20 protein-coding genes are annotated in these 25007 nt (G+C 39.0%); 11 read left to right on the forward strand and 9 right to left on the reverse strand.

Annotation, left to right across the window (positions count from 1 at the left end; genetic code table 11):
* Positions 1-38: 38 nt before the first annotated feature.
* Positions 39-1754 (forward strand): AAA family ATPase, encoded by a 1716-nt coding sequence (locus AC1M9A_RS02630; RefSeq protein ID WP_481589920.1) that lies wholly within the window; start codon positions 39-41, stop codon positions 1752-1754.
* A gap of 52 nt (positions 1755-1806) precedes the next feature.
* Complete coding sequence (locus AC1M9A_RS02635) at positions 1807-2175, forward strand: 5-carboxymethyl-2-hydroxymuconate Delta-isomerase (RefSeq protein WP_180027772.1); 369 nt, start codon at positions 1807-1809, stop codon at positions 2173-2175.
* Positions 2176-2209: 34 nt separating this feature from the next.
* Here the strand turns inward: AC1M9A_RS02635 and thiM are convergent, their stop codons facing one another.
* The 3 genes from thiM to AC1M9A_RS02650 all read right to left on the reverse strand — a co-directional run bounded on the left by thiM (position 2210) and on the right by AC1M9A_RS02650 (position 4715).
* A complete protein-coding gene (gene thiM, locus AC1M9A_RS02640; protein WP_481609565.1) occupies positions 2210-3082 on the reverse strand; it encodes a hydroxyethylthiazole kinase in 873 nt (290 codons plus the stop codon).
* Between the two features lie 9 nt (positions 3083-3091).
* Complete coding sequence (locus AC1M9A_RS02645) at positions 3092-4252, reverse strand: hypothetical protein (protein WP_481609566.1); 1161 nt, start codon at positions 4250-4252, stop codon at positions 3092-3094.
* A gap of 199 nt (positions 4253-4451) precedes the next feature.
* The gene (locus AC1M9A_RS02650; protein ID WP_035263756.1) at positions 4452-4715 is read right to left on the reverse strand and encodes a hypothetical protein; all 264 of its coding nucleotides are present in this window, start codon (positions 4713-4715) and stop codon (positions 4452-4454) included.
* Between the two features lie 304 nt (positions 4716-5019).
* Here AC1M9A_RS02650 and pepN point away from each other — a divergent pair, with 304 nt between their 5' ends.
* Positions 5020-7629 (forward strand): aminopeptidase N, encoded by a 2610-nt coding sequence (gene pepN / locus AC1M9A_RS02655; protein ID WP_481609567.1) that lies wholly within the window; start codon positions 5020-5022, stop codon positions 7627-7629.
* A gap of 51 nt (positions 7630-7680) precedes the next feature.
* Here the strand turns inward: pepN and putA are convergent, their stop codons facing one another.
* Complete coding sequence (gene putA / locus AC1M9A_RS02660) at positions 7681-11430, reverse strand: trifunctional transcriptional regulator/proline dehydrogenase/L-glutamate gamma-semialdehyde dehydrogenase (RefSeq protein WP_481609568.1); 3750 nt, start codon at positions 11428-11430, stop codon at positions 7681-7683.
* 125 nt (positions 11431-11555) lie between these two features.
* On the opposite strand from putA, the gene AC1M9A_RS02665 reads away from it, so the two are divergent.
* Positions 11556-12047 (forward strand): Lrp/AsnC ligand binding domain-containing protein, encoded by a 492-nt coding sequence (locus AC1M9A_RS02665; protein WP_481609569.1) that lies wholly within the window; start codon positions 11556-11558, stop codon positions 12045-12047.
* 45 nt (positions 12048-12092) lie between these two features.
* On the opposite strand, the gene putP is transcribed toward AC1M9A_RS02665, so the two are convergent.
* Positions 12093-13607, reverse strand: coding sequence for a sodium/proline symporter PutP (gene putP, locus AC1M9A_RS02670; protein ID WP_481609570.1), 1515 nt, complete (start codon positions 13605-13607; stop codon positions 12093-12095).
* Positions 13608-13976: 369 nt separating this feature from the next.
* Between putP and AC1M9A_RS02675 the strand changes: the two genes are divergently transcribed.
* The 3 genes from AC1M9A_RS02675 (at position 13977) to AC1M9A_RS02685 (ending at position 16491) form a co-directional block, all read left to right on the forward strand.
* A complete protein-coding gene (locus AC1M9A_RS02675) occupies positions 13977-15434 on the forward strand; it encodes an aspartate ammonia-lyase (RefSeq protein ID WP_180027778.1) in 1458 nt (485 codons plus the stop codon).
* A 168-nt stretch (positions 15435-15602) separates the two neighbouring features.
* A complete protein-coding gene (locus tag AC1M9A_RS02680) occupies positions 15603-15902 on the forward strand; it encodes a hypothetical protein (RefSeq protein WP_481609571.1) in 300 nt (99 codons plus the stop codon).
* A complete protein-coding gene (locus AC1M9A_RS02685; protein WP_481609572.1) occupies positions 15883-16491 on the forward strand; it encodes a hypothetical protein in 609 nt (202 codons plus the stop codon). Before AC1M9A_RS02680 ends, AC1M9A_RS02685 begins: the two co-directional genes overlap by 20 nt.
* A 9-nt stretch (positions 16492-16500) precedes the next feature.
* Here AC1M9A_RS02685 and AC1M9A_RS02690 read toward each other — a convergent pair whose 3' ends face one another.
* The 3 genes from AC1M9A_RS02690 to AC1M9A_RS02700 all read right to left on the reverse strand — a co-directional run bounded on the left by AC1M9A_RS02690 (position 16501) and on the right by AC1M9A_RS02700 (position 18761).
* Positions 16501-17223 (reverse strand): SIR2 family NAD-dependent protein deacylase, encoded by a 723-nt coding sequence (locus AC1M9A_RS02690; RefSeq protein ID WP_481609573.1) that lies wholly within the window; start codon positions 17221-17223, stop codon positions 16501-16503.
* A 75-nt stretch (positions 17224-17298) separates the two neighbouring features.
* Complete coding sequence (locus AC1M9A_RS02695) at positions 17299-18207, reverse strand: alpha/beta fold hydrolase (protein WP_481607427.1); 909 nt, start codon at positions 18205-18207, stop codon at positions 17299-17301.
* Between the two features lie 11 nt (positions 18208-18218).
* Positions 18219-18761 (reverse strand): PadR family transcriptional regulator, encoded by a 543-nt coding sequence (locus tag AC1M9A_RS02700; RefSeq protein WP_092766380.1) that lies wholly within the window; start codon positions 18759-18761, stop codon positions 18219-18221.
* Positions 18762-18899: 138 nt separating this feature from the next.
* Between AC1M9A_RS02700 and AC1M9A_RS02705 the strand changes: the two genes are divergently transcribed.
* From AC1M9A_RS02705 to AC1M9A_RS02715, 3 genes are all read left to right on the forward strand, one after another.
* On the forward strand, positions 18900-20924 hold the full coding sequence (locus AC1M9A_RS02705) for a 2,4-dienoyl-CoA reductase FMN-binding domain-containing protein (RefSeq protein WP_481609574.1): 2025 nt from the start codon (positions 18900-18902) through the stop codon (positions 20922-20924).
* 146 nt (positions 20925-21070) lie between these two features.
* Positions 21071-21478 (forward strand): nuclear transport factor 2 family protein, encoded by a 408-nt coding sequence (locus AC1M9A_RS02710; protein ID WP_481609575.1) that lies wholly within the window; start codon positions 21071-21073, stop codon positions 21476-21478.
* Between the two features lie 51 nt (positions 21479-21529).
* On the forward strand, positions 21530-22630 hold the full coding sequence (locus AC1M9A_RS02715) for a YheT family hydrolase (protein ID WP_481591061.1): 1101 nt from the start codon (positions 21530-21532) through the stop codon (positions 22628-22630).
* 97 nt (positions 22631-22727) lie between these two features.
* On the opposite strand, the gene AC1M9A_RS02720 is transcribed toward AC1M9A_RS02715, so the two are convergent.
* The gene (locus AC1M9A_RS02720) at positions 22728-23126 is read right to left on the reverse strand and encodes an internalin (protein ID WP_481587524.1); all 399 of its coding nucleotides are present in this window, start codon (positions 23124-23126) and stop codon (positions 22728-22730) included.
* Between the two features lie 227 nt (positions 23127-23353).
* On the opposite strand from AC1M9A_RS02720, the gene AC1M9A_RS02725 reads away from it, so the two are divergent.
* A complete protein-coding gene (locus AC1M9A_RS02725; protein ID WP_035263731.1) occupies positions 23354-24994 on the forward strand; it encodes a CTP synthase in 1641 nt (546 codons plus the stop codon).
* The last annotated feature ends 13 nt before the right edge of the window (positions 24995-25007 follow it).

The raw sequence follows: 25007 nt of genomic DNA on the forward strand, positions 1-25007 counted from the left end.
TCGTTAGGCTATGAGCGTTCAAATTAGGTTAAGCACATATGAAACAAGAAACTGCACTGAAGTTAATGAAAGCAGGAGAAAATGTCTTTTTGACAGGTTCTGCGGGTGCAGGAAAAACGTATACGCTTAATCAATATATTAATTATCTTAAGGCACGAAAAGTTTCAGTCGCCATTACCGCATCTACAGGCATTGCAGCCACACACATGAATGGGATGACCATTCATACGTGGGCGGGGATCGGGATCAAAGATTTTTTATCAGATGATGATCTAAAGCGCATGAAAGAGCGTAAATATCTCAAAGAGCATTTAGAAAATGCGCAGGTATTGATCATCGATGAGATTTCGATGCTACATGCGAAGCAGCTTAATTTAGTTAATCAAGTGCTTAAGTTTTTTAAAGAGTCTGATGAAGCATTTGGTGGCATACAGGTGATTGCCGCCGGAGATTTCTTCCAGTTACCACCAGTCGGACGCAATGACGAAAAAAATCGAGATAAATTCTGTTTTATGTCTCAGGCTTGGGTAGAAGCGAAATTTCGTGTTTGTTATTTAACTGAACAACATCGACAAGATGACTCAGCCTTGAATGATATTTTGAATGCAATCCGTGCACAAAATATTCAAGCCGAGCATATTCAAGCTTTACAACAAACGCGTGAGCAAGATATTGGTGAAACATTTACACGTTTGTATACCCATAATATGGATGTTGATGCCATTAATTACCGTCATTTAAATGAGATTGATGGGGATGGTCATCAATTTTGTGCACAAATGGATGGTAATGAAAAATTAATTGAGACATTAAAATCTTCCGTTCGTGCACCAGAAGAATTGACCTTAAAGAAACATGCCAAAGTCATGTTTGTAAAAAACAATTTTGATGTGGGTTATATCAATGGCAGCCTTGGTGAAGTCATTGGCTTTGAAGAAGTAGATGATCACGGGGTATTACCTAAAGTTAAATTAACAGACGGCACTGTTCTGGTGGTCGAACCTGAAACCTGGTCTGTTGATAATGATGCAGGAAAGACAATCGCGAGTTTTTCCCAAGTTCCTTTGCGGTTAGCTTGGGCGATTACTATTCATAAGTCTCAAGGGATGACTTTATCGGCGGCGGAAATCAATTTGGCGAATACCTTTGAAAAGGGTCAGGGCTATGTCGCCTTATCTCGTTTGAAATCTATTGATGGTCTGAGGTTGCTAGGCTTCAATGAGCAAGCATTAGAATTAGACAGTTTAGCAATTAAAGCCGACCGAAGATTTCAAGAACTCTCTGATGAAGCAGAAGCGCATTTTGGTGATGCTGATTTAGAAGCGCAACATAAGGCATTTATTCGGCACTGTGGTGGCACACTCAATGAGCTTGAGATTAGTCGTAATGAGAAAAAAATTGCCAAAAATGCAGGCAAAGCCAATTATGCCACCGCGACTCTCGATGAAACTCGCGAGCTCTTCGAAAATGGTTATGAAATTCAGGATATTGCGGTTGAGCGTGGTTTAACGCCAGCAACCATTATTAACCACTTAGGCAAACTTCATCGTGAGCAGGGCTTAGATATCTCGGTTGCTCATCCTGGGGATGAAGTCGTTGAACAAGTACGTAAAATCTATAAAAAATTACTTAAAAGACAGAGTCCTGAACATTTCGGTGAAGATGGCGCAATCAAGTTGCGTCCGATCGTGGAAAATACCAATCCGCGTATGGGCTATGACCAAGTGAGATTAGCCTTATTATTCATTGAATAATGAGTTACGCGTTTGAAATTGATTTTTTAACACACAAGCAAAGGGAATTAAGATGCCACAGATGATCGTTGAGTATTCGGATAATATTCAAAATTTAGATGCGAAAGCGTTGCTTTTAGGCTTAAACCACGCTTTATTTGATACAGGTCTAGTGGGGCATCCTTCTGATATCAAATCACGTATTCGTGCTAATAGTGATTTCCTGATTGGTTTTGGCGAAGAGCCTCAAGCCTATATTCATGTTCGTTTAGGGATCATGACGGGGCGTAATGAAGAGCAAAAGAATCTTATTTCAGATCGCTTAAATGAGTATCTTCATAGCTTTAATGGTTATCATGCTCAAGGCTTAACGGTTCAATTGATCATTGAGTTGGCGGAAATGCCAAAAGAGCATTATCGTAAAGGTAGAGTTCAGAAGTAAGACAAAAAAGGCTGAAGTGATCTTCAGCCTTTTGTTATGCAGCAAAAGTCAGTATTTCGATATCTGCACTATTTTGAATTTTTTCAGCCGAATAGCTATAGAGTTCATCGATAAAAGCGACATTAAAACTTCCGACAGTTTGAGCCTGCGTATAAGCGAGCTTACCTGCGATGGCAAAGTGTAAATGGGCAGCAATACAGGCCATGGTTGGGTTTGTTACGCCAGCATAAGCAGCAATTAATGCACCTAAGGCGCATCCTGTAGCGGTAACTTTTGGCTGTAAATGTGAACCTCCATTAATCTTAACCATACATCCATAAGACTTAGAAAGAATAAAATCAGATTCGCCAGAAATTGCGATACATTCAGAGTAATCTAATAAAGTTTGTGCCTGTTCTACTACGGCAGCGCTATCGAGGGTACTGTCTACACCCTTAGATTGATTTTGTTGTCCTGCTAAGCTCCCAATTTCTGAAGCATTACCTCGGATAATGGTGGGTTTAAACCGCAATAAATCATTTGTAATTTCAGTACGCCATGGCAAAACAGCACTATAGCCAACAGGATCTAATACCCAAGGTATATTTTTTTTGTGAGCAGTTTCTGTGGCAATTTTCATTGCGGCAACTTGTTCTGTATGAGGAGTCCCTAAATTGATACTTAAAGCTTGACTAATACTCACGAAACTTTCAGCTTCAAAAGGATTATCAATCATGGCAGGTGAGGCACCAGCAGCTAACAGTACATTTGCGACATAGTTGGCAGCAACCTGATTGGTCATACAATGCACTAAAGGTTGAGTGGTTTTTAACAGATGCCATGCTTCAATGACCTGTTTAAGAATCTCTTGGGTTTGAACCTCAATATCTTTTGGAGCATTTGCTATCAAGTTTTCTGGATGATTCATAGTCGTTCGCTAGCGTGTAAAATAGTGGTCTTGGTGATTACAATTACGACAAATTAAACTGACATAGTCATCAGCGTCATAATCCACAGAAAGTTCATTCGAGCCACAATTCATACAACGTTTTTGTGAGTAAAAATTTAAACGTGGCTCAATTTTACTCCACGATCGCCAAACGGGTTGAAAAAAGATTGATTCATCATAGCCTAGAAAATGAAAAAATAAGATTTCGCTCATTTTACTTAAAGGCAAGTTAGGTAGCCTTGGCAGTGTTGAGGTTTCCCATTTTTCAGCTAAAGAACGTTCACGATATTGCTGTAAGGTCTTTTTTAAAAGGTTGGTATTGATAAAATTTTCATTACGGGCTTGGAGTGCTTTCTGATGGTGCAAATATTCAAGCGCAGTTTGAACTAAATAATAGATTTGACCTACAGCGAGAGAGTCTAATAATCTAAAACAAAAGGTTTGAAAACTCTGATTTCCAGCAATTTGAATGCCCCAAGTACGACAGTAGTATTGCGCAAATTGAATAATTTCTTGGTACAACAGAGTGTAGAGTGCACTTTTCACTTCATCACTATTTTTAAATGGTACACCTTGGCTCAGATTTTCATAAAAGAGCTGACGTAACGCTTGGGTAATACTAAACAAGCTCGGCTCAGAATAGCCGTCAAGACGGACATTAATATAGTATTGACTGAGTTCACTCGAAAAGTCACGTGGGACAAGAATATTGTCTTTCAAAAGTTGTTTCATCAAATGATTTTGAAATAAATAACTTGGGGTAATGGTGTGATATTTAATATTTTCCCAATCGATGAATTCTTGATGTTGGGTATGCTCATGAACTTGTTGATCTAATATTGAGAGTAAAAACAACTTGTGCATAAAGCTCAGTTGATGCAAATCGAGTTCTTGTATGTCTTTATTCTTCGATGCAATTTTACGTTGTTCTTGAATGCGAGTTTCCTGCATCATTTTCTTTCGTTTTGCTGTGCAACGCTCACAATGACAGTTTCGGTTTTCATCTTGAAAGACTTGATGATGGCAGTGAGAGCATTGATGGAATAGGATTTCTTTATCAAATTCTTCTGCTTCAATAAAGTACATACTGGCCTGACAAAGTGGACAGAAACTACTTTCATCAGCATTTTTTTGGAGAATTTGCAACATGGCAGCACTTTAATTTCAAGATGAAAGAATTATACACACGATTGTTCAACATCGCTTGATTGAGTCAGTATTGAAAACAAATCTGACTGGTGTTGCGATCAATAAAATAAGCAGGTGAATGCCTGCTTATGTGAAAGATATGAATAGATCGAACCGGAAAATCATTTCCTCAAGCGTTAGATCGACTTGAATGGAGGGTTTAATAGGTTAAAGGGCAAGGGAGCTCTGAATCGGAAAAATGTTGCATTTTAGCTTGGATCAGTACCTGAGATTTCTTTTGAGATAATCTCTTGATTCCGAGTGCATCATAGTTTTTCAATACAGCTGTGACTTCTGATGTTTCAATAGGCATTCCCTCGCTGGTTAAAAATGCTGCAATCACGCGATGATCAATTTTAGCAGCATCCATCATCTGCATGGTTTTGATGTTTTCTACTCTGACTATGTGGTCCCTGATGAGCATATTTCACCTCATTTATGATTTATAAGTTTTTTGATGATTACCGCTCTTAAACTGAAGCAATAATTATGCTTGAAAATAAAGAAGTGAATTTTTGTTACATTTCTATCGTACTTAGACAAGATATTTGAAACGGGTAATAAAGAAGCAAACTGTTGTTACTACAAATAAATTAAATTGAAAAAAACATGAATAGACCCATATTAAATAGAGCGTCAAACACAGACAATTCGTCAATTTTGACCTATGATCAATTGACTTCACATAAAAGCATAATCGCTGTAAAGAACAGCTTATAGGACGAGTTATGAATATCGCGGCAAATCCAGTGATCGAAGCAGATCAAACGATTTTTTTGAAAGATTATCAGAAGCCAGCATTTGTCGTGGATTCGATTGATTTAAATATCCAAGTCTATGACGATCATACGATGGTGACAGGCACACTAAAAATGCAACGTCAGACTGAAGGTGATTTGGTTTTGCTTGGTCGTGAGCTTGAGTTGAAGTCAATTACACTGAATGGTCAAGAGTTAGATTCTTCGCAATATCATCTAGATGATGAACAGTTAGTGATTAAAGATGCACCTGATGATGCATGCATCGTTACAGTCGTTGAAATTCATCCTGAATCAAACACACAACTTGAAGGTTTATACCAAGCAGCATCTGATCTGTTTGTTACACAGAACGAACCAGAAGGCTTTCGTAAAATTACGTTCTATCCAGACCGTCCAGATGTGCTGTCTGTTTTCACAACACGTGTCGAAGCGGATAAGAAATTTCCAGTCCTACTGGCGAATGGTAATTTAATTGAAGCGGGTGAAGTAGGCGAAGGACGTCATTATACCATTTGGCAAGATCCAACCAAGAAACCAGCCTATCTCTTTGCATGTGTCATTGGAGACTTAGCGGTTTTAAAAGATCGTTACGTCACGTCTGAAGGTCGTGATGTAGCTCTAGAAATTTATGCTGAAGAAAAAGATATTCCGAAGTGCCATATTGCCATGGAAGCACTTAAACATTCTATGCGTTGGGATGAAGAGCACTATGGATTACCTTATGATTTAGACAATTATATGATTGTCGCGACCAGTGCATTCAATATGGGTGCAATGGAAAACAAAGGGCTTAATATTTTTAACACATCATGTGTTTTAGCTGATGAAGAATACACGACTGATGCTGCGATTATGCGTGTTCAATCTGTTATCGCTCATGAATATTTCCATAACTGGACGGGTAATCGAATCACTTGCCGAGACTGGTTCCAACTTTGTTTGAAAGAAGGTTTAACCGTTTTCCGTGATCAATCTTTTTCTGAGGATTTGCAGTCTGCTGCTGTTCAACGAATTGATGATGTAGCAGTGCTTAAAGCGCACCAATTCCCTGAGGATTCAGGCCCATTGTCTCATCCTCCACGTCCAGATCATTTCGTAGAAATTAATAACTTCTATACAGCGACTGTGTATGAAAAAGGTGCAGAAATTAACCGAATGATGGCGACTTTATTAGGTAAAGAAAAATTCCGTAAAGGAACGGATGAGTATTTCCGTCGCCATGATGGTCAAGCTGTGACTGTGGAAGATTGGGTTGCTGCATTATCAGCAGGTTCTGGTGTGGATTTATCAGGATTTTTAACTTGGTATAACCAACCGGGCACACCTAAGCTTGAAGCTAAAGGTGAGTATGATGCTGAGCAAAAAACTTATCATTTAAAATTTAAGCAAAGTTTAAAACCACATCCAAAATATCCAAACTTAAAAGCGGTTCCAATTCCTGTCGCTTTGGCTTTGTTTGATGAACACACTGGTGAGCAACTTCAACTTGAATGCTCGGCTTTGGTTGAAGATAAAGTCAAAGATGGTGTTTACTTATTCACGAATGATGAAGCAACGATCGAGTTTAAAAATGTGGAGAAGGTGCCTGTAATTTCACTATTACGAAATTTCTCTGCACCCGTGAATTTAGAGTTTAATTATACTGATGAACAGCTTGCGTTCTTATTACAGTACGAAACCAATGGCTTTAATCAGTGGCAAGCGACGCAAACATTGCTTGAGCGCATCTTATTAAATGACCAACCTGCTGACATATATATTGAAGCGATGTTAAAAACGCTACCTAGAGTAATTCAGCAAGATCCGCTGTTAGCTTCACGTTTATTTGATGTTCCGAGTGAAGGTTATTTGGGTAGTCGTATTGACTACGATTATCAACCGACAGCGATCTATGAAAAGCGTAACGCTCTATTAGATACTTTGTCTCGCCGTTTAGGTGATTTTGCTAAAGAGACTTATTTATCATTAGATCCAGCAACACAGTCAGATTTTTCCCAAGCTATGGGTACACGTGCTTTAAAGAACATCATGCTTTCTTTTATTGCGCGTCAAGGAGATGAAGCTGCATTTGACTTAGCTGAGCAACAGTATCGTCAAACACGTAATATGTCTGAACGTTTAGGTGCTTTAAAAGTGTTGGTGTGGAATGATGCACCACAAGCTGCTGAAATTTTAGAAGATTTCTATGCGCGTTTTAAAGATGAGGCTCTATCAATGGATCAGTGGTTTATGATCCAAGCAGCTCATCCGAAAGCGACAGCAGAGACGATTCAAAAACTGACATCACATGCTGATTACGATCTTAAAGTACCTAATCGAATCCGTGCTGTAACTGGTGGTTTAAATTCAAACCCTGTGAATACTTGGAGTTTTGGGGTAGATCACATTATTCAGTTGGCTCAATATTTGGACGAAAAGAATCCGATTGTAGGCTCACGTTTGTTACAACTTTTGTCACGTTGGTACACGTTAGCCCAACCTCAACAAGCCGAAGTCAAAGCGAAACTCGAAGCATTGAAACCTATCGTGAAATCTAAAAATGTATCGGAAACTTTAAATAGTATGCTTGCTGTTTAAATCACAAATAAAAAACCAGTGCAATGCACTGGTTTTTTTGACTCAACAGAATCAAGCTTGCATGGTCATTAGACTCGCATTACCACCAGCAGCTGCGGTATTAATACTAATTGCACGTTCAATAAAGAAGCGTTCTAAAGGAATGTCATAATTACCAGGCTCTAGATGTGTAATTCCGATGATCGGACCTTGTCGCTGAGCCACTTTATCTTGCAATTTTAACAGTTGATTTTTGGTGCCATGATGTAGAATTGCATCAAAACTACCTGTCTCAATATCAGCAATAATGGCGATACGTTGAGCGACTTCTTTAGGCATAGACTGTAAGTATTTTAAAACAAACGTATTCTCACCTAGAACAGTTGGCTGAGAGCCAACCGCGAGAATGGCATGAAGTTGATGAATCTGATCTATTTCTTGATCTGCCAAGCTTAAAACACGATGTCTCGGTAACACAACATATTGATTGCTTTCACCTGTTGGTCCTTGTAATTCATAGCTATGTCCGACACAACTTGGTTGCAACGCCTTCATTTGATAATGAGGAAATGACTTATTGACCCAATCTTTATATTGATTCAATACGTTTTGATGTTCAGTCAATTCAACGGCTTGGCTCGTTGCATAAGGTTGTGCAATTTTTTTATGTGTACATTCATGCATTAAGCGATAAATATACATCGGTCCACCAGCTTTGGGACCTGTACCAGATAAACCTTCTCCACCGAAGGGTTGTACACCGACAACAGCACCTACAATGTTGCGATTAATATAGAGATTTCCAACTTCTGCTTTTGAAATTACGGTTTGTATGGTTTCATCGATCCGTGTGTGTAAGCCCATAGTCAAACCATAGCCTTTGGCATTGATTTGATCAATAAGTCGATCAAGTTCGCCATATTTATAAGTAATGACATGCAGTACTGGACCAAAAACTTCACGTTCAAGATCATCTAAATGTGGTAACTCAATCAAAGTCGGCTTAACAAATGTGCCTTGCTTGAGATGAGAGTCATCTTCATCCAACATGAGTTGTTGAACGGGATAGCCCAAAGATTTCATTTTATTGATATGTTGATCAATGGTTTGTTTTGCTTCGCGATCAATAACAGGTCCAATATCAGTTTTTAATAAACTTGGAATACCGACACGCAATTGCTTCATCGCACCTTTAAGCATTTTGATTACGGTATGCGCATTATCTTCTTGAACACATAAAATTCGCAGTGCTGAACAACGCTGACCAGCACTATCAAATGCTGAGCTGACAACATCTAATACCACTTGTTCAGTCAGGGCAGAAGAATCTACGATCATGGCATTTTGACCGCCGGTTTCTGCAATGAGAGGTATTGATTGACCAAATTGATTCAGTCGTTTTGAAACGGTTTTCTGCAAAATTTTCGCAACCTCAGTTGACCCTGTAAACATAATACCTTGAATACGATGATCACTACTGAGTTGTGCACCCACTGTTTCACCACGTCCTGGCAAGAGCTGTAAGACAGATTGTGGTACGCCAGATTCCCAAAGGATCTGAACTGCAATTGAGGCAATTAAAGGGGTCTGCTCCGCTGGTTTGGCGATTACAGTATTCCCTGTTACAAGTGCCGCCGCGATTTGACCTGTAAAAATTGCCAATGGGAAGTTCCAAGGACTAATACACAGTACTGTACCTAAGGGTTGAATAACGGCTTTGTGTTCTAGATCTTTCACTTGTGCTGCGTAGTAGCGTAAGAAATCTACTGCTTCGCGTACTTCAGCAATCGCATTGGCAAATGTTTTACCGCTTTCACGACTGAGCAGAACCATTAGCTCTTCAAGTCGAGACTCCATCACATTGGATGCTGTAATTAAATATTCTGCACGTTGATCTTTTTCTAAATTTTGCCAATCCTGCTGTGCTTCAGTCGCATTAACTAACGCCATTTCCACTTGCATGGCATGAGTCTCCGTCACTTCACCGACAATATCTTGATGGTTCGCAGGATTGAGAATTGCCATTGACTTTGTATCGTGTACGGATTCATCTAATCTCAGACCCATTGGGGTGGCTTTAATTTGAACTTTAGACCATTGTTGATAAGTATGATTCAAATGTTCAAGGTCTTGGTCATTTGCAAGATCAATTCCAAGAGAGTTAGGGCGATGATCAGCATATAAATGTTTCGGATATGGAATAGCAGGGTGCTTTAATCCAACTTTGCCTTCGATTCGACTTGTGACATCAATGGTTTGATGTGGATTTTCAATCAAGTCATCAATTTTGAGTGTTTTATCAGCAATACGATTTACAAAAGACGTGTTTGCCCCATTTTCAAGCAATCGTCTAACCAAATAAGCCAAAAGGGTTTCGTGATTTCCGACAGGTGCATAAATTCGGCAAGGTATGCCAAGTTTATCATCTGCTTTAGAACCGACGACTTGTTCATAAAGTGGTTCGCCCATGCCATGTAAACATTGGAATTCGTATTGTCCCTTATAATATTGTTCAGGATTCGCTAAATGATAAATAGTGGCTAAGGTTTGTGCATTATGTGTCGCGAATTGCGGATAAATAAAGTCTGGTTCGGCTAAAAGTTTGCGAGCACATGCAATATAAGATAAATCTGTGTGCACTTTTCGAGTAAAGACAGGATAATCGGTCATGCCTTCAACTTGTGCTTTCTTAATTTCACTGTCCCAATAGGCGCCTTTGACTAAACGGATCATTAAACGTTTTTGACTACGCTTAGCTAAATCAATGATGTAATCGACCACGTAAAAACATCTTTTTTGATAAGCTTGAATCACAAATCCAATGCCTTTCCAGCCATTCAATTTTGGTTCGAAACATAAGCGTTCAAGAAGTTCCAATGAAATTTCCAGCCGATCAGTTTCTTCAGCATCGATATTTAGACCAATATCATATTGTTTTGCTAGAACCGCTAAATTAAAGACTTTGTGATAAAGTTCATCGTGTACACGGTCAATTTGCGAGCGTTGATAACGTGAATGAAGCGCCGAAAGTTTGATTGAGATCCCAGGGCCTTCGTAAACATCTTTGTTGGATGATGCCTTACCAATCGCATGAATCGCATTTGTATAATCTTGATAATAGCGCTCCGCATCATGATCTGTAAGCGCTGCTTCACCTAACATATCATATGAGTAACGGAAGCCTTGTTCTTCTAATCGTTCGGCATTATTTAACGCCTCATCAATGGTTTCACCTGTAACAAACTGTTCACCCATCATACGCATAGCAACATCAACGGCTTTGCGAATAATGCCACGGCCACTTCGTGCCAAGATGCCTGTGAGTAGACCAGATAAACTATTTGCTTTAGGTGTTTCCATTAACTTACCGGTCAACATTAAGCCCCATGCTGCCGCGTTTACAAACATTAGGCTGCTTTGACCTAAATGATCTTTCCAATTGCCTTGGTTGATTTTGTCTTTGATCAATAAGTCACGTGTTGCTTTATCAGGGATACGTAACAGCGCTTCAGCTAAACACATGAGCGCAATACCTTCTTGTGAAGATAATGAAAATTCTTGTAATAAACCCTGTACAATGCCTGCTTTGCCCGCTGACCCTTTACGTTCACGTAATGAATGCGCTAAATTGAAGGCTAATTGATAAATTTTGTCTGAAATTTCTTGATCAATCTCGGTCTGTTCGAGAAGTGTTTCGACACATTCAGATTCATCACGGCGCCATGCACGATTTATTTCTAATTCTAGATCTGATTTATCTTTAAATTCAGTAATGTCTTGAATGTCTAATGGGCGAGAAAGGGGTGAGCTAAGTTGTTCCATGAGATATACGCCAGCGTCCTGTGACAATGAAATAGATTTATCTTTAAGGTTTATTTAATTTATAATTACAGAAAATATGGTGCATAACTCACTATAATTAGAGTTAAATTTAGAGAATAATTCGCATGCAGAATCAAATGATGACCTTGGATCGTACAGATTTAAAAATTTTAGATATCTTGCAAAAAGATGGGCGTCTATCAAATATAAAACTTGCTGAAATGGTCAATCTTTCTCCCACAGCAGCGCTTGCTCGAGTACAAAAATTAACCAAAGATGGGTATATTACAGGTTATGAAGCCAAGTTAAATCCAGATCTGCTGAATCGAAGTTTTGTGGTATTTGTCGAAATTTTATTAGATAAAACAACTCCAAATGTATTAGAAGAATTTTCTGATGCAGTCAGAAGTTACCCTGAGATTGTTGAATGTCACATGATCAGCGGTGGGTTTGATTTTGTAGTTAAAATTCGTTGCGCCAACATGGAAGAGTTTCGTAAGATCTCTGGACAGGTTTTATGGCAACTGCCTGGCATCAAAGAAACCCGTAGCTATCCAGTGATGGAAGTTATTAAGGAATCTTCGCAAGTGCAACTTAAGCAAACATTTAAAAAGTAAATGTATAAGAAAGGGGCTATAAGCCCCTTAATTTTTTATTTCTCATTACCTTCCATTTTTGATTTCTTGCATTTCAATTTCATATTTCTGTTGAGCTTCATCAAAACGGTCAGTCACATCTTGCGCTGGCGGGCGGCCTAATAAACTCACCACCATAATACTCACCCAAGATAAAATAAAGCCAGGAATGATTTCATAGACGCCAGTATCAGCCATGGTGTTTTTCCATACAATGACGGTAACAGCACCAACAATCATACCTGCCAATGCACCATTGATGGTCATTCGCTTCCAGAAGAGAGAAAGGATAATCAGTGGTCCAAATGCTGCACCAAAGCCAGCCCACGCATAAGCAACTAAACCGAGTACCTTGCTGTTCGGATTCATTGCAAGGAAGATCGCCATAATCGCAACGATTAATACCATCAAACGACCTACCCAAACCAGCTCGTTTTGTGATGCAGATTTACGAATAAATGCTTTGTATAAGTCTTCTGTAAGCGTGGTAGAGCATACCAATAGCTGGCAACTGAGGGTACTCATCACTGCTGCAAGAATCGCTGCAAGAATCACTCCTGCAACCCATGGATTAAATAAAATTTTAGTTAATTCCATAAAAACAGTTTCAGGATTTGCATTGACTGCAGCACCGAGTTGAGGAAACGTATCAAAGTAAGCGATTCCGAAATAACCGACAGCGACTGCACCACCAAGACATAGAATCATCCATGTCATTCCAATTCGACGTGCTGCTGGAATAGACTTCACGGAATCTGCTGCCATAAAGCGCACAAGAATATGTGGTTGACCAAAGTAGCCAAGTCCCCATGCCATTGAAGATAAAATTGCTACAGTGCTGAGATCTGAAAGTAAATTATTCGCTAATGGGCGTGCGGATTCCACAATGACACTAACTTGCTGAGCATTTTCACCAATGGCTAAATAGGTCATTACTGGAGCAAGTAAAAGCGCAAAGATCATCAAGCCTGCTTGGAATGTATCTGTCCAGCTGATGGCTAAGAAACCGCCAATACAGACATAACTGATCGTTGCCACTGCTCCAATCCAAAGGGCTGTGTTGTAATCCCAGCCAAATAGGCTTTCAAATAAACGTGCACCTGCGACCATGCCAGAGGCACAATAAATTGCAAAAAAAATCAAAATTACAAAAGCTGAGATGATACGGAGAACTTTTTTTCGATCACCAAAGCGGCTGGTGAAATAGTCGGGGAGAGTCAATGCGTTATGTTGAATTTCGGTATGAACACGTAGACGACCCGCGACCAAAAGCCAGTTCAACCAAGCACCGATAATTAAACCAATGGCAATCCAAGCTTCGGATAAACCTGAGAGATAAATTGCACCAGGTAGACCCATGAGTAACCAGCCACTCATATCTGATGCACCTGCGGATAATGCAGTGACGACACTGCCTAAACTCCGACCACCTAAAATATAATCATCAAAATTATTCGTGGCTTTATAGGCATAAAGCCCAATGCCAAGCATCGCCACAATATAAAAAATAAATGTGATTAGCGTAGGATTTAATTGGCTCATTGCTATGCCATCCTTTGTCTGTCCTAAATGACCATCTTTCCGAGATGAATTTTTAATCGAATTATTCGAGGAGCTGATTCAAGCACGTTTTGAAAATTACGCTCTGTTACATTTGAGTGAGATTTATAGTCGTTTAGTGAAACTGAATGTAATTTTAGTTACAAAGACTATTTTTTCAAAAAATAATTACTTTGAGGTTTAAAACAATTCTATAAACGATTGTCTTTAACATAAAGTTACATTTGTCACTTAAACAGCGAAGTTGTAATTTTTTATTGCATAAAGAAGTATTAAAGCAATAGTGAAAATAAGCATGAAGCCTATGATCGATATTGCACGATAATGGTGCATTATTGTTGAGTAATAAAAGTGTCTACGGTTCAATTTGATAAAACAAGAATAGAGCATGATCTGCTCGGTGAAAAAGCGGTTCCTTTCGATCGTTACTATGGGATTCATACCCTGCGTGCGATGGAGAATTTTCAGATTTCGCATCAACAAATAGGTGAAAACATACATTTTATTCGTGCATTGGCACAGGTAAAAAAAGCATCAGCACAGACAAATTTAAAATTTTCCAAATTGAGTCAAGATGTCAGCCAAGCGATTCAATGGGCTTGTGATCAACTGATTGAGCAGCCTGAAAGTTGGAAATCATCATTTCCAATTGATATTTATCAGGGGGGGGCTGGAACTTCTATTAATATGAATAGTAATGAAGTGGTGGCTAACCTTGCACTCGAGCATCTCGGCTTGCCTAAAGGTCAATATGATGTAATTCATCCAAACGACCATGTGAATAAATCGCAATCGACCAATGATGTTTATCCAACTGCATTGAGACTAGCAACATATTACAGTTTAGAAGATTTATTGTCTCAAGTTCGCTCATTAATCGCTGCTATTGAGATCAAAGCATCTGAATTTCAACACGTAATTAAAATGGGGCGAACTCAACTCCAAGATGCTGTACCCATGACACTTGGACAAGAGTTTCGTGCATTTGCGACGCTATTAAAAGAAGACTATCGCCTCATCCAAAAGATGCGTCATTTACTGCTAGAAATAAATTTGGGTGCGACTGCGATTGGAACGGGTGTGAACACACCTCATGGATATGCACTAGAAGTGGTTCAAACGCTTTCTCAAATTACTGGATTGAAATTACAAGGTGCTGAAGACTATGTTGAAGCCACTAGTGATTGTGGCGTATTTATTATTCTATCAAGTACTTTAAAGCGTTTAGCCGTCAAGCTCTCAAAAATTTGTAATGACCTGCGCTTATTAAGTTCAGGGCCTCGTACGGGATTAGCTGAAATTAGATTACCTGAATTACAAGCCGGTTCATCCATTATGCCTGCGAAAATCAATCCAGTTATTCCTGAAGTAGTGAACCAAATTGCTTTTAAAGTCATTGGTAATGATTTGACAGTGACCATGGCAGCTGAAGCGGGGCAATTACAATTAAATGTCATGGAACCTGTAATTGCACTGACCATGAATGAGTCAACCAATTTATTAATTCAAGCAATGCAAACACTGGAAAACAAGTGTATTCAAGGTATTACTGCAAATGAACAGTCTTGTTACGATGCAGTGATGCGAAGTGTTGGTATCGTCACATTATTAGATCCGATCTTAGGTCATGCCAAATGTGATGAAATTGGGAAGGTTTGTCTTGCAGAAAATAAAACCATTCAGCAAGTTGTCATTGAGCAGAATCTTTTGACGCAAGAGCAGTTAAATCAAATTTTCTCTTTTGAAAATTTAGTGTCTGAGATCGCTGGTCATGTTGTCGATGATATGAACATGGACAAAGTAAGCTAATAGAGTAGGTAGAATCTGAAAGTCAATTGAATATGAATTGATGGCATATTTCATTCAATGAGGTATGCCATTTTCATTGAAACTTTTAAGTATAATTTCTTAATTGAATATTTATAATAATAAAAATTATGAGCCATCAATACAAACATTATAATTTAGAGAAAATGAATGAAAAGAATAGCAATAAGCACGCTGCTGTGTTCGATGTTGCTGGCATCCTGTTCAAAAAAAATAGAGGAACATTCTGCTGAAGCAGTTCAAGAAAATACTGCTGATAAGCAAGTCGATATGCAAGAAGCGGCTGAACCAAATACTTTGCCCGTCCAGGAGCAAAAACCTGAGGTCATATTAAATCAAGAGGTTAATCCGGTTGAACTGACTCGTCGTATGGTTCGAGAGGCGCAAGTTAACTTTACCGTTAAAGATTTGGTGAAAAGCAGTTTAGAGATTGAAAAAAATAACCCTTGAAGCAGGCGGATTTATTGAAAGAAAAGATATTGATTTCAATGTGGTTGATCTTAAACGTCAGAATATTTCAGAAGGCAAAGTAAAAGTATTTGAAAAAGTTGAACCTGTATCTTTTATGGTGCTACGTGTACCGAGTGAGCGTGCCCCACATGTTGTTAATCAACTTTTACCTTTAATTTTTTTTCTGAATCAGCAACGCTATAGTGCACAACGTTTTGAATTGAAGCTTCTTCAAGAAAAAATGAATCAAGCACAGACTATTTCAAGTCAAGCACGACCAGCTCATTTGAATGAAATCACACGGCTCACTCAACTCGAAGTTCAAGACCGAGTTAAATTCAGTACGATCAGTTTGCAACTGAATCAACCAACACTGGTCCGAGAAAGGGTTGATATTGATTTTGATGCAGTGGCGCGATTAAATGGTGATCACTTTACTCAGCGTGCTTGGAATAGCATCAAATATGGCTGGCAATTTGTGCTCGATCTTTTGGTGTTTTTATTAATGATTTGGCCTTTGTATTTGATTGTCTTAATTGGCTTCTGGTTATATCGATGGTTAAAACCTTATTTTGATAAACTCAAATAAGCCCATGCCTCAATTTGGCTGAACTGAAGAAAGAAGTTTAGCCAAATCTTGCATTCCTTCGGTTGCTGATTTTGAGATACATGTATAGTGTTGTGGCACACGGCTGAGATCGGCTTTAGGGTCGATATAATACGCATCACAATTTGGTGAAATACTGTGTACTAAGCCTGCAACAGGATAAACAGCTAAGCTCGTTCCAATCACAACAAAGATTTCAGCTTGCTGGCAAATCACATCTGCTTCTTCAAAAGCGGGAACGGATTCACCAAACCATACGACATGTGGACGAAGCGGATATCCAGCGTCACAGAAGTCACGAGAAATATCCAGTTCAGTACCTTCAATTGTGTAAAATTTGTCTGTGAATTGAGCATCTGGCCCTGAGGTTTTGGCCAGTCTTATATTTCCATGAAGATGTAGTACTTTTTTGCTTCCAGCGCGTTCATGTAAGTCATCAATATTCTGCGTGATCACATGTACATCATAATGTTGTTCAAGTGCTGCAATCGCAAGATGTGCTGCATTAGGTTCAGATGCTAAAATTTTTTTTCGCCGTTCATTGTAAAAGCGCTGTACTAAAACAGGATTGTTACGCCAAGCTTCGGGCGTTGCGACATCCTCTATGCGATGGTTTTCCCAAAGTCCATCGCTATCTCGAAATGTATTGATACCACTTTCAGCACTCATACCAGCACCCGAAAAAATCACAAGCTTTTTTTTAGACTGATTCATCCAATCTCCGTCCTATTGATTTTATGCCCACGTATGACGTCTGGATCAACTTAATATTCAAATATTCATTAGAGCTTATATAGTTTGATTCAGAAATTTAGAAATTTCTTGTGCGAATTTAATGGGTTCATTGATCAAAGGCGTATGCCCTGAGCGCTCAAACAGTACGATACGATGATTTTTAACCGATTCAGCAATGAGCTTTTGCCCTTGCGCTGGATAGAGTGCGGATTTAGCGCCGATAAAAAAAGTTGCTGGACATTCTAACTTTGAGATCGCGGCTCTGTAATCTTCTTTATGGTTTAGATAGTTGTCAATGTACCAACGCATATAGTCGAGACGTTGCATAGGGAGGATTAACTTTTGAATTTTCGGTTGATTGAGTGTTGTTTTAAAAATTTTAGCGCTCAATTGATGATTATCTTGTAAAGATAAAAATTTAACCCAAAGCTCGACTAATTCGCGGCTTAAGTGAGTAGGTAATTCACTCAGGTTTTGATAATTTTCATGTTGATGTAAAAAAGAAGAAAGTTCGATGAGTAGCTTTTTGAACTCTGGATAGCGATCGCCCAATAGCCCGAAACTCCAAGTTTCATCAGAAGGTATTTTAGGGGTTTGATCAATATGCAAGTATGCTTGGATTTGATCAGCAAATTGACCATATTGCATACCATGCATGGCAGTAGTTGCCCCCATAGAATAAGCAATCACTTTATATTGTTGTCTAGGGCGTTGACTGATCAATGCCTGAATATCGTTCCAGTGACTTGAAATAGCATCAGCATCTGGAATTTTACAATGCTTAGACCCACCAAAACCACGCCAGTCAGGAATAATAAATTTATATTTCTTTAAATTAAATGCAAAAAAAGGAATCCATTGCCAACTTTGCATTCCTAAACCAGATAGCACCAAAACAGGTTCACCTTGACCAATTTCACGAACATATAATTTTTCGTTATCTTGCATAGTAAAAAATGGCATAGATATATCCTTTATTTTGTATTCATTATTTTCAATTGTGGAATTACACGTTCTAACCAACTGATCCAACCTTGCTCTAATTCAATGCCTAATTGAAGAATCATTTTATGAATATAGAGTGTACGATCATCATTATTTTTATTGGCAAAATCTTTGTCGTAAATCGCTTGGTATATTTTTAACTTATTTTTATGAATTTCTAAATGAGACTCCAATTCTGTCAGCACATTATTACCACCTAATTGTGCTTCAGCTCTTAAACGCACCATCAATTCTTCTCTGAGTTGGGCAGGCTCACTATGCTGTACCATCCAATTGGCAAGTTCAGTTCGACCTAGAGCATCAACTTTATATTTTTTCTTTCTCGAATTGGGATCACCTTCATCAATAGTCGAAATCCAACCTTTTTTTTGCATAGCATTGAGTTCACGATAGATTTGTTGATGAGTTGCATTCCAAAAGAATCCCATAGAACGGTCAAAGCGACGCGCAAGTTCAATACCTGTACTTGGTTTTTCGATGAGACTGGTCAACAAAACATGTGCTAAAGACATAAATCATATATCGTAAAATGTTGAATCAACTTTATTATGCAACATGTTGCATAAAATGCAAAATTAGAATATATATTTATGCAACAAGTTGCATGAAGCACACAATAATAGCAAGCAAACGCGAGCCATGAGGTCAGAATGTCAAATTATCCAAACTTACTTGCACCACTAGATTTAGGTTTTACCACTTTAAAAAATCGTGTATTGATGGGTTCAATGCACGTAGGTTTAGAAGAGGTTGAAGGTGGCTATGAACGTATGGCCGCATTTTATGCTGCGCGTGCTCAAGGACAGGTCGGTCTTATCGTGACGGGGGGAATTTCACCCAACGATGCTGGTGTGACTTTTGCTGGAGGGTCAAAATTAGACTCGATTGCTGAAGCTGAGAAACATAAAATCATTACGCAAGCGGTACATGATGCTGGCGGTAAGATTGCAATGCAGATTTTGCATACTGGTCGATATTCATATCAGCCTGAAAACGTTGCGCCATCAGCAATTCAGGCACCAATTAATCCAGTTAAACCTCATGCTTTAAGCTCGGCTGAAGTTCATCAAACCATTGATGATTTTGCTAACTGTGCAAAGCTGGCTCAATATGCAGGTTATGATGGTGTTGAGATTATGGGGTCTGAAGGTTACCTCATTAATGAGTTTATCGCAGCACGTACCAATCACCGTGATGACGAATGGGGTGGGAGTTATGAAAACCGCATTCGTTTGCCGATTGAAATTGTAAAACGTACCCGTGCAGAGGTGGGTGAAAACTTTATTATCATTTATAGACTTTCGATGCTCGACTTGGTTGAGGGCGGTTCAACGCTTGAGGAGGTCATCCATCTTGCAAAAGAAATTGAGAAAGCCGGAGCGACTATCATTAATACAGGGATTGGTTGGCATGAAGCGCGTATACCCACGATTGCAACGAAAGTACCTCGAGCAGCATTTACATGGGTGACAGAAAAGCTAAAAGGTGAAGTTAATATTCCATTGATTACCTCAAATCGTATCAATACCCCTGAAATGGCTGAACACGTGTTAGCTTCAGGTCATGCAGATATGATTTCTATGGCTCGCCCAATGCTTGCAGATGCAGAATTTGTACTAAAAGCTGAACAGGGTAGAAGTGACGAAATCAACACGTGTATTGGCTGTAACCAAGCGTGTTTGGATCATATTTTTTCACTCAGAATTGCGTCATGCTTGGTTAACCCACGTGCATGCCATGAAACTGAACTCATTTTTAAAGAAACCCATACGCCTAAAAAAATTGCTGTCATTGGTGCAGGTCCTGCAGGATTGAGTTTTGCTACTTATGCAGCTGACCGTGGTCATCAAGTCACCATCTTTGAAGCAGCCGATCAAATTGGGGGGCAATTTAATATTGCAAAAACGATTCCAGGAAAGGAGGAGTTTTATGAGACATTGCGTTACTTTAAGCGAAAAATTGAGCTGCAACCTTTAATTCAATTAAAACTTAATCATACTGTAACTTTTGAAGAGCTCAATGCAGATCAGTTTGATGAAATTGTCGTCGCTACAGGTGTGACACCTCGACATTTAGATATTGAAGGAATTGATCATCCAAAAGTGTTGTCTTATATCGAAGTTTTAAGAGAGAAAAAACCAGTCGGACAGCGTGTTGCGATTATTGGTGCTGGTGGTATTGGTTTTGATACTGCTGAGTATCTAACCCATGAGGGGGAAAGTGGAAGCTTGAATCCTCAAAAATTTTATGATGAATGGGGAATTGATACATCATATTCTAATGTAGGAGGTTTAAAACCTGCTCAATTAGAACAGCCATCACGTGAAATCTACTTATTACAACGTAAAGCCACTTCAGTTGGTGCAGGCTTGGGTAAAACAACGGGTTGGATTCATCGTACTGGATTAAAAAATCGCGAAGTAAAAATGATTCCAGGTGCAACGTATAACAAGATTGATGACCAAGGTTTACATATCACAATCAATGAACAAACTACCGTCTTAGACGTGGATCATGTGGTGATTTGTGCAGGTCAAGAATCATATACGGCTATGTTTGATCAACTTGAGCAGGTAGGTAAAAAAGTTCATTTAATTGGTGGGGCGAAAGAAGCGGGTGAGCTAGATGCAAAACGTGCGATTCGTCAAGGTGCTGAATTGGCTGCCAAGATTTAAGCCAGAAAATTTCTCTCCTGTATTCTAGATTAAAGTGCGAGAAGAGGATTTGGAGAGGGTACTTAATTAAATGTGACTTCTCCTTGACATAGTATTCTCCCTTTTCTTCTAAAAGGTTGGACTGATACAACAAAAAGGACATAAAAATGACACTCGAAACCACACAAAAATCCATTCAACGTTGGCACCACATGCTTGAAACGCGTGATTTAAGTCTATTGAATGAGCTTTTGTCTGAAGAAGTCGTATTTAAATCACCCATCGCATTTAAGCCTTATCCAGGCAAACAAGTTGTTACTTTTATTTTGACCAATGTGATTGAGATCTTTGAAAATTTTCGTTATCACCGTGAGTTCTATACAGCAGATGGGCTCAGTGTTGTGCTCGAATTTTCCGCAAATGTCGGTGAAAAAACATTAAAAGGGATTGATATGATCCAGTTTAATGAGCAAGGTCAAATTATTGACTTTGAGGTGATGATTCGGCCTAAAAGTGGTTTAGAGGCTTTGGCGTTGCAAATGGGCCAACGTATGGCTCAATTTCTACCAAAATAAATTAGGCATGTTTTTGGCTTATGAATTGGAGTAAGTAAATTCGGAGTCTGTATGAATCTTAATCAGCGTTTCAAGTGGATGCAAGAATTCACTCAAACCCAACTTGATCATTTTACTGGTGCAGCTATACCTTCAATCTATTTTAATCCGCAAGGTGAGTTAGCGCATGTGATTTCAAACTTGAAACGTCTGCATTATAAATATAGACCAACGCCGTGGCTCTCGAATACGCATGCTCACTTGGTGTATTTTGATAAAATTCGAAAGAAAACCGTAAAATTAGAATATGACTTCATTGAACAGTTAACAATGTCTGATGGGGGAACAACGGGTATTGCTTGGTATGGCATGCATCTGCCTGCGGAAACACCTACTATTTTAGTGCTGCATACCATTACTGGAAGCCCAGCCAGTATGAGAGAATTGGTCAGAGACTTACATCAAGTAACTGGTTGGCGTATTGCATTGTGTTTAAGACGAGGGCATGCAGGTCTACCACTTTCAGTTCCTAAAATTAATCTTTTTGGAAACACGCAAGATCTAAGAGAGCAGATTGAACATATTCAACAGCGCTTACCATATTCTAAATTGTATGCAGTTGGGTCTTCAGCAGGAACTGGATTATTGGTTCGATATTTAGGTGAGGAAGAAAGCTCCACACCAATTCAAGCGGCTTTCGCACTTTGTCCTGGATACAATACGGAAACTGGTTTTTCAAATGTTCATCCTTTTTATAGCCGTTTGATGGCAAAAAAGTTAAATGCACATTTTTTAAAACCTTATGAGCAACATTGGCGAAATTTAGAAAGTTTAAAGCAACTGAGTGTTGCTAAAGATTTATTTGATTTTGAAAAAACATATTATCAGTTCGCTGGATTTGAAAATTATGACGCATATTGTAAAGCGACAAATCCCATCTATGTCTTTGAGAAGATTAGAGTGCCGTTGATGATTTTAAATTCGGAAGACGATCCAGTATGCCATATCCGCAATTTAGAGCCTTATAAAGAAGTGATTCAACATATGCCGAACATGGCAGTAGTGACCACAAAAAAAGGAAGCCATTGCTGTTTCTATGAAGGTAATAAAAATCCAGAATCTTGGGCACACAAATTAATTGCAGAATTTTTTTTAGAATTAGAGAAAGCCTGACAATTTTTGTTGTTTATAAATGAATAACAATTTGACTTTCATTTATGTTGACATAAAAAAACCGAGTCTTGTCACTCGGTTTTTTTAAATTCGAAAATTAGTTTTCTAAAGCAGGGGTAGCAGCAGCAATAGCAGCGGCAACAGCATCATCTTCAGATTGAGAACCACCTGTTGATGCACTTGGAGAAGGTGTAGGGCGTTCTACATTTTCAACAGCTGGTGCTGGGGCAGGATTCGTTTGTGCAGGAGCATCGCGGTATTCACGACGAATAGTCGCTGACGTATTGTTTGTCTCCTGATGCTCAATTTCAACTTGAGTTGGTGGCTCAGGTTCGATTTCTGGTTCAGAAATCTCAATGTTCTCAATTTGTTCTGCCTGTTCAGTTGTTTCAACAGTTTGTTCCTGTTCTTCTTCCTTAGGCGCTTCTTTTTTTACACATGCAGTAACGAGGAGTGCAGATAAGATTGCACCACCGATTAAAAATTTTTTATTCATAGTTGCTCAAAACAAACTAGCTAGATCGACTGACGTAGTATAACAGCAAATTAACAGATGAAAATCACTGAAAGTGTGCGTGAATCTTTATTGGAAATGATGATAGAATAACCAATTGTTTATTGTTCTTTGAATTGATGCGGATTGACTTTGCTTTATAGGTACAGAGTAAAGTAAAATTGCGCAACATTGCAGGCCGATTTAGGCTCGATTGTACGAGAAACCCAATGACCCATTTTATTTTCGTTACTGGTGGTGTTGTTTCATCACTAGGTAAAGGTATTTCAGCTGCTTCAGTTGCTGCACTTTTAGAAGCCCGTGGATTAAAAGTAACCATGGTGAAAATGGATCCATATATTAATGTCGATCCAGGGACGATGAGCCCGTTCCAACATGGTGAAGTTTTTGTCACAGAGGATGGTGCGGAAACTGACTTAGACTTGGGTTATTACGAACGTTTCTTGCGTCGTGCGAAAATGACCAAGCTTAATAACTTTACATCTGGTCGCGTGTACCAAGACGTTTTAAATAAAGAGCGTCGCGGTGATTACCTTGGTGGAACAGTTCAAGTTATTCCACACATTACAGACAATATTAAAGAACGTGTTCTTCGCGCTGGTGAAGGCTATGACGTTGCTATTGTTGAGATTGGCGGTACAGTAGGTGACATTGAATCTCTCCCATTCATGGAATCTGTTCGTCAGTTAATGGTTGAACTTGGTCACAAACGCACAATGCTGATGCATTTAACGTTGTTGCCATATATCAAGTCAGCTGCAGAGTTGAAAACAAAACCAACTCAGCACTCAGTGAAAGAATTACTCTCAATCGGTATTCAACCAGATATTTTGATCTGTCGTACTGAACACGATGTTGATGCTGATACAAAGCGTAAAATTGCGTTGTTCACGAACGTAGAAGCTCGTGCAGTTGTGGTGTGTAAAGATGCACGCACAATTTACGAAATTCCACGTACGTTCTATGAACAAGACGTTGATGATTTAATTTGCGAGCGTTTTGGTTATAACGATTTACCAGAAGCCGATCTTTCAGATTGGGATAATGTCGTAGAAGCACTATTAAATCCTGAGTACACTGTTCGTGTTGCGATGGTGGGTAAATATGTTGAACTTCCAGATGCTTATAAATCTGTAAACGAAGCACTCTTACATGCAGGTATCCAAAACCGCGTTAAAGTTCAAATTGATTATGTCAATGCCGAAGAACTAGAAAGCCAAGATGTAGCGGAAGTGTTGAAAGATGCTGACGCAATCTTAGTTCCTGGTGGTTTTGGCGAGCGCGGTACTGAAGGTAAGATGCAAGCGATTAAATTCGCACGTGAGAATGGAATTCCATTCCTTGGTATTTGTTTGGGTATGCAACTTGCGGTCATTGAATACGCACGTAATGTTGCTGGTATCGTAGATGCAACTTCAACTGAATTTAACCGTTCAACTAAATCGCCTTTAATTGGTTTGATTACGGAATGGTTAGACGAACGTGGTGAAGTACAACAACGTTCTGTAGATTCTGATCTTGGTGGAACAATGCGTCTTGGCGCTCAAAAATCAGAATTGGTTGAAGGCACTAAAACTGCAGAAGTGTATGGTTCAGTAGAAATTATTGAACGTCATCGCCATCGTTACGAAATGAATAATCGTTATATTCCTACTTTAGAAGAAAAAGGTATGAAAATTTCTGGTTATTCACCAATCCAACGTTTAGTTGAAACTGTTGAAATTCCTCAACATCCTTGGTTTATTGCTGTACAATTCCACCCGGAATTTACAAGTTCTCCACGTGATGGTCATCCATTATTTGCTGGTTTTATTGATGCTGCTAAAAAACAGTATCAAAAATCGAAATAATGAATGTCTTAGG

This window comes from Acinetobacter sp. ANC_7634 (assembly GCF_056779875.1).

Excerpts from the sequence above, each read along its gene's own strand:
- AC1M9A_RS02630 (WP_481589920.1), top strand. The coding sequence starts at position 39 with ATGAAACAAGAAACTGCACTGAAGTTAATGAAAGCAGGAGAAAATGTC.
- AC1M9A_RS02635 (WP_180027772.1), top strand. The coding sequence starts at position 1,807 with ATGCCACAGATGATCGTTGAGTATTCGGATAATATTCAAAATTTAGAT.
- thiM (WP_481609565.1), bottom strand. The coding sequence starts at position 3,082 with ATGAATCATCCAGAAAACTTGATAGCAAATGCTCCAAAAGATATTGAG.
- AC1M9A_RS02645 (WP_481609566.1), bottom strand. The coding sequence starts at position 4,252 with ATGTTGCAAATTCTCCAAAAAAATGCTGATGAAAGTAGTTTCTGTCCA.
- AC1M9A_RS02650 (WP_035263756.1), bottom strand. The coding sequence starts at position 4,715 with ATGCTCATCAGGGACCACATAGTCAGAGTAGAAAACATCAAAACCATG.
- pepN (WP_481609567.1), top strand. The coding sequence starts at position 5,020 with ATGAATATCGCGGCAAATCCAGTGATCGAAGCAGATCAAACGATTTTT.
- putA (WP_481609568.1), bottom strand. The coding sequence starts at position 11,430 with ATGGAACAACTTAGCTCACCCCTTTCTCGCCCATTAGACATTCAAGAC.
- AC1M9A_RS02665 (WP_481609569.1), top strand. The coding sequence starts at position 11,556 with ATGCAGAATCAAATGATGACCTTGGATCGTACAGATTTAAAAATTTTA.
- putP (WP_481609570.1), bottom strand. The coding sequence starts at position 13,607 with ATGAGCCAATTAAATCCTACGCTAATCACATTTATTTTTTATATTGTG.
- AC1M9A_RS02680 (WP_481609571.1), top strand. The coding sequence starts at position 15,603 with ATGAAAAGAATAGCAATAAGCACGCTGCTGTGTTCGATGTTGCTGGCA.
- AC1M9A_RS02690 (WP_481609573.1), bottom strand. The coding sequence starts at position 17,223 with ATGAATCAGTCTAAAAAAAAGCTTGTGATTTTTTCGGGTGCTGGTATG.
- AC1M9A_RS02695 (WP_481607427.1), bottom strand. The coding sequence starts at position 18,207 with ATGCCATTTTTTACTATGCAAGATAACGAAAAATTATATGTTCGTGAA.
- AC1M9A_RS02700 (WP_092766380.1), bottom strand. The coding sequence starts at position 18,761 with ATGTCTTTAGCACATGTTTTGTTGACCAGTCTCATCGAAAAACCAAGT.
- AC1M9A_RS02705 (WP_481609574.1), top strand. The coding sequence starts at position 18,900 with ATGTCAAATTATCCAAACTTACTTGCACCACTAGATTTAGGTTTTACC.
- AC1M9A_RS02710 (WP_481609575.1), top strand. The coding sequence starts at position 21,071 with ATGACACTCGAAACCACACAAAAATCCATTCAACGTTGGCACCACATG.
- AC1M9A_RS02715 (WP_481591061.1), top strand. The coding sequence starts at position 21,530 with ATGAATCTTAATCAGCGTTTCAAGTGGATGCAAGAATTCACTCAAACC.
- AC1M9A_RS02720 (WP_481587524.1), bottom strand. The coding sequence starts at position 23,126 with ATGAATAAAAAATTTTTAATCGGTGGTGCAATCTTATCTGCACTCCTC.
- AC1M9A_RS02725 (WP_035263731.1), top strand. The coding sequence starts at position 23,354 with ATGACCCATTTTATTTTCGTTACTGGTGGTGTTGTTTCATCACTAGGT.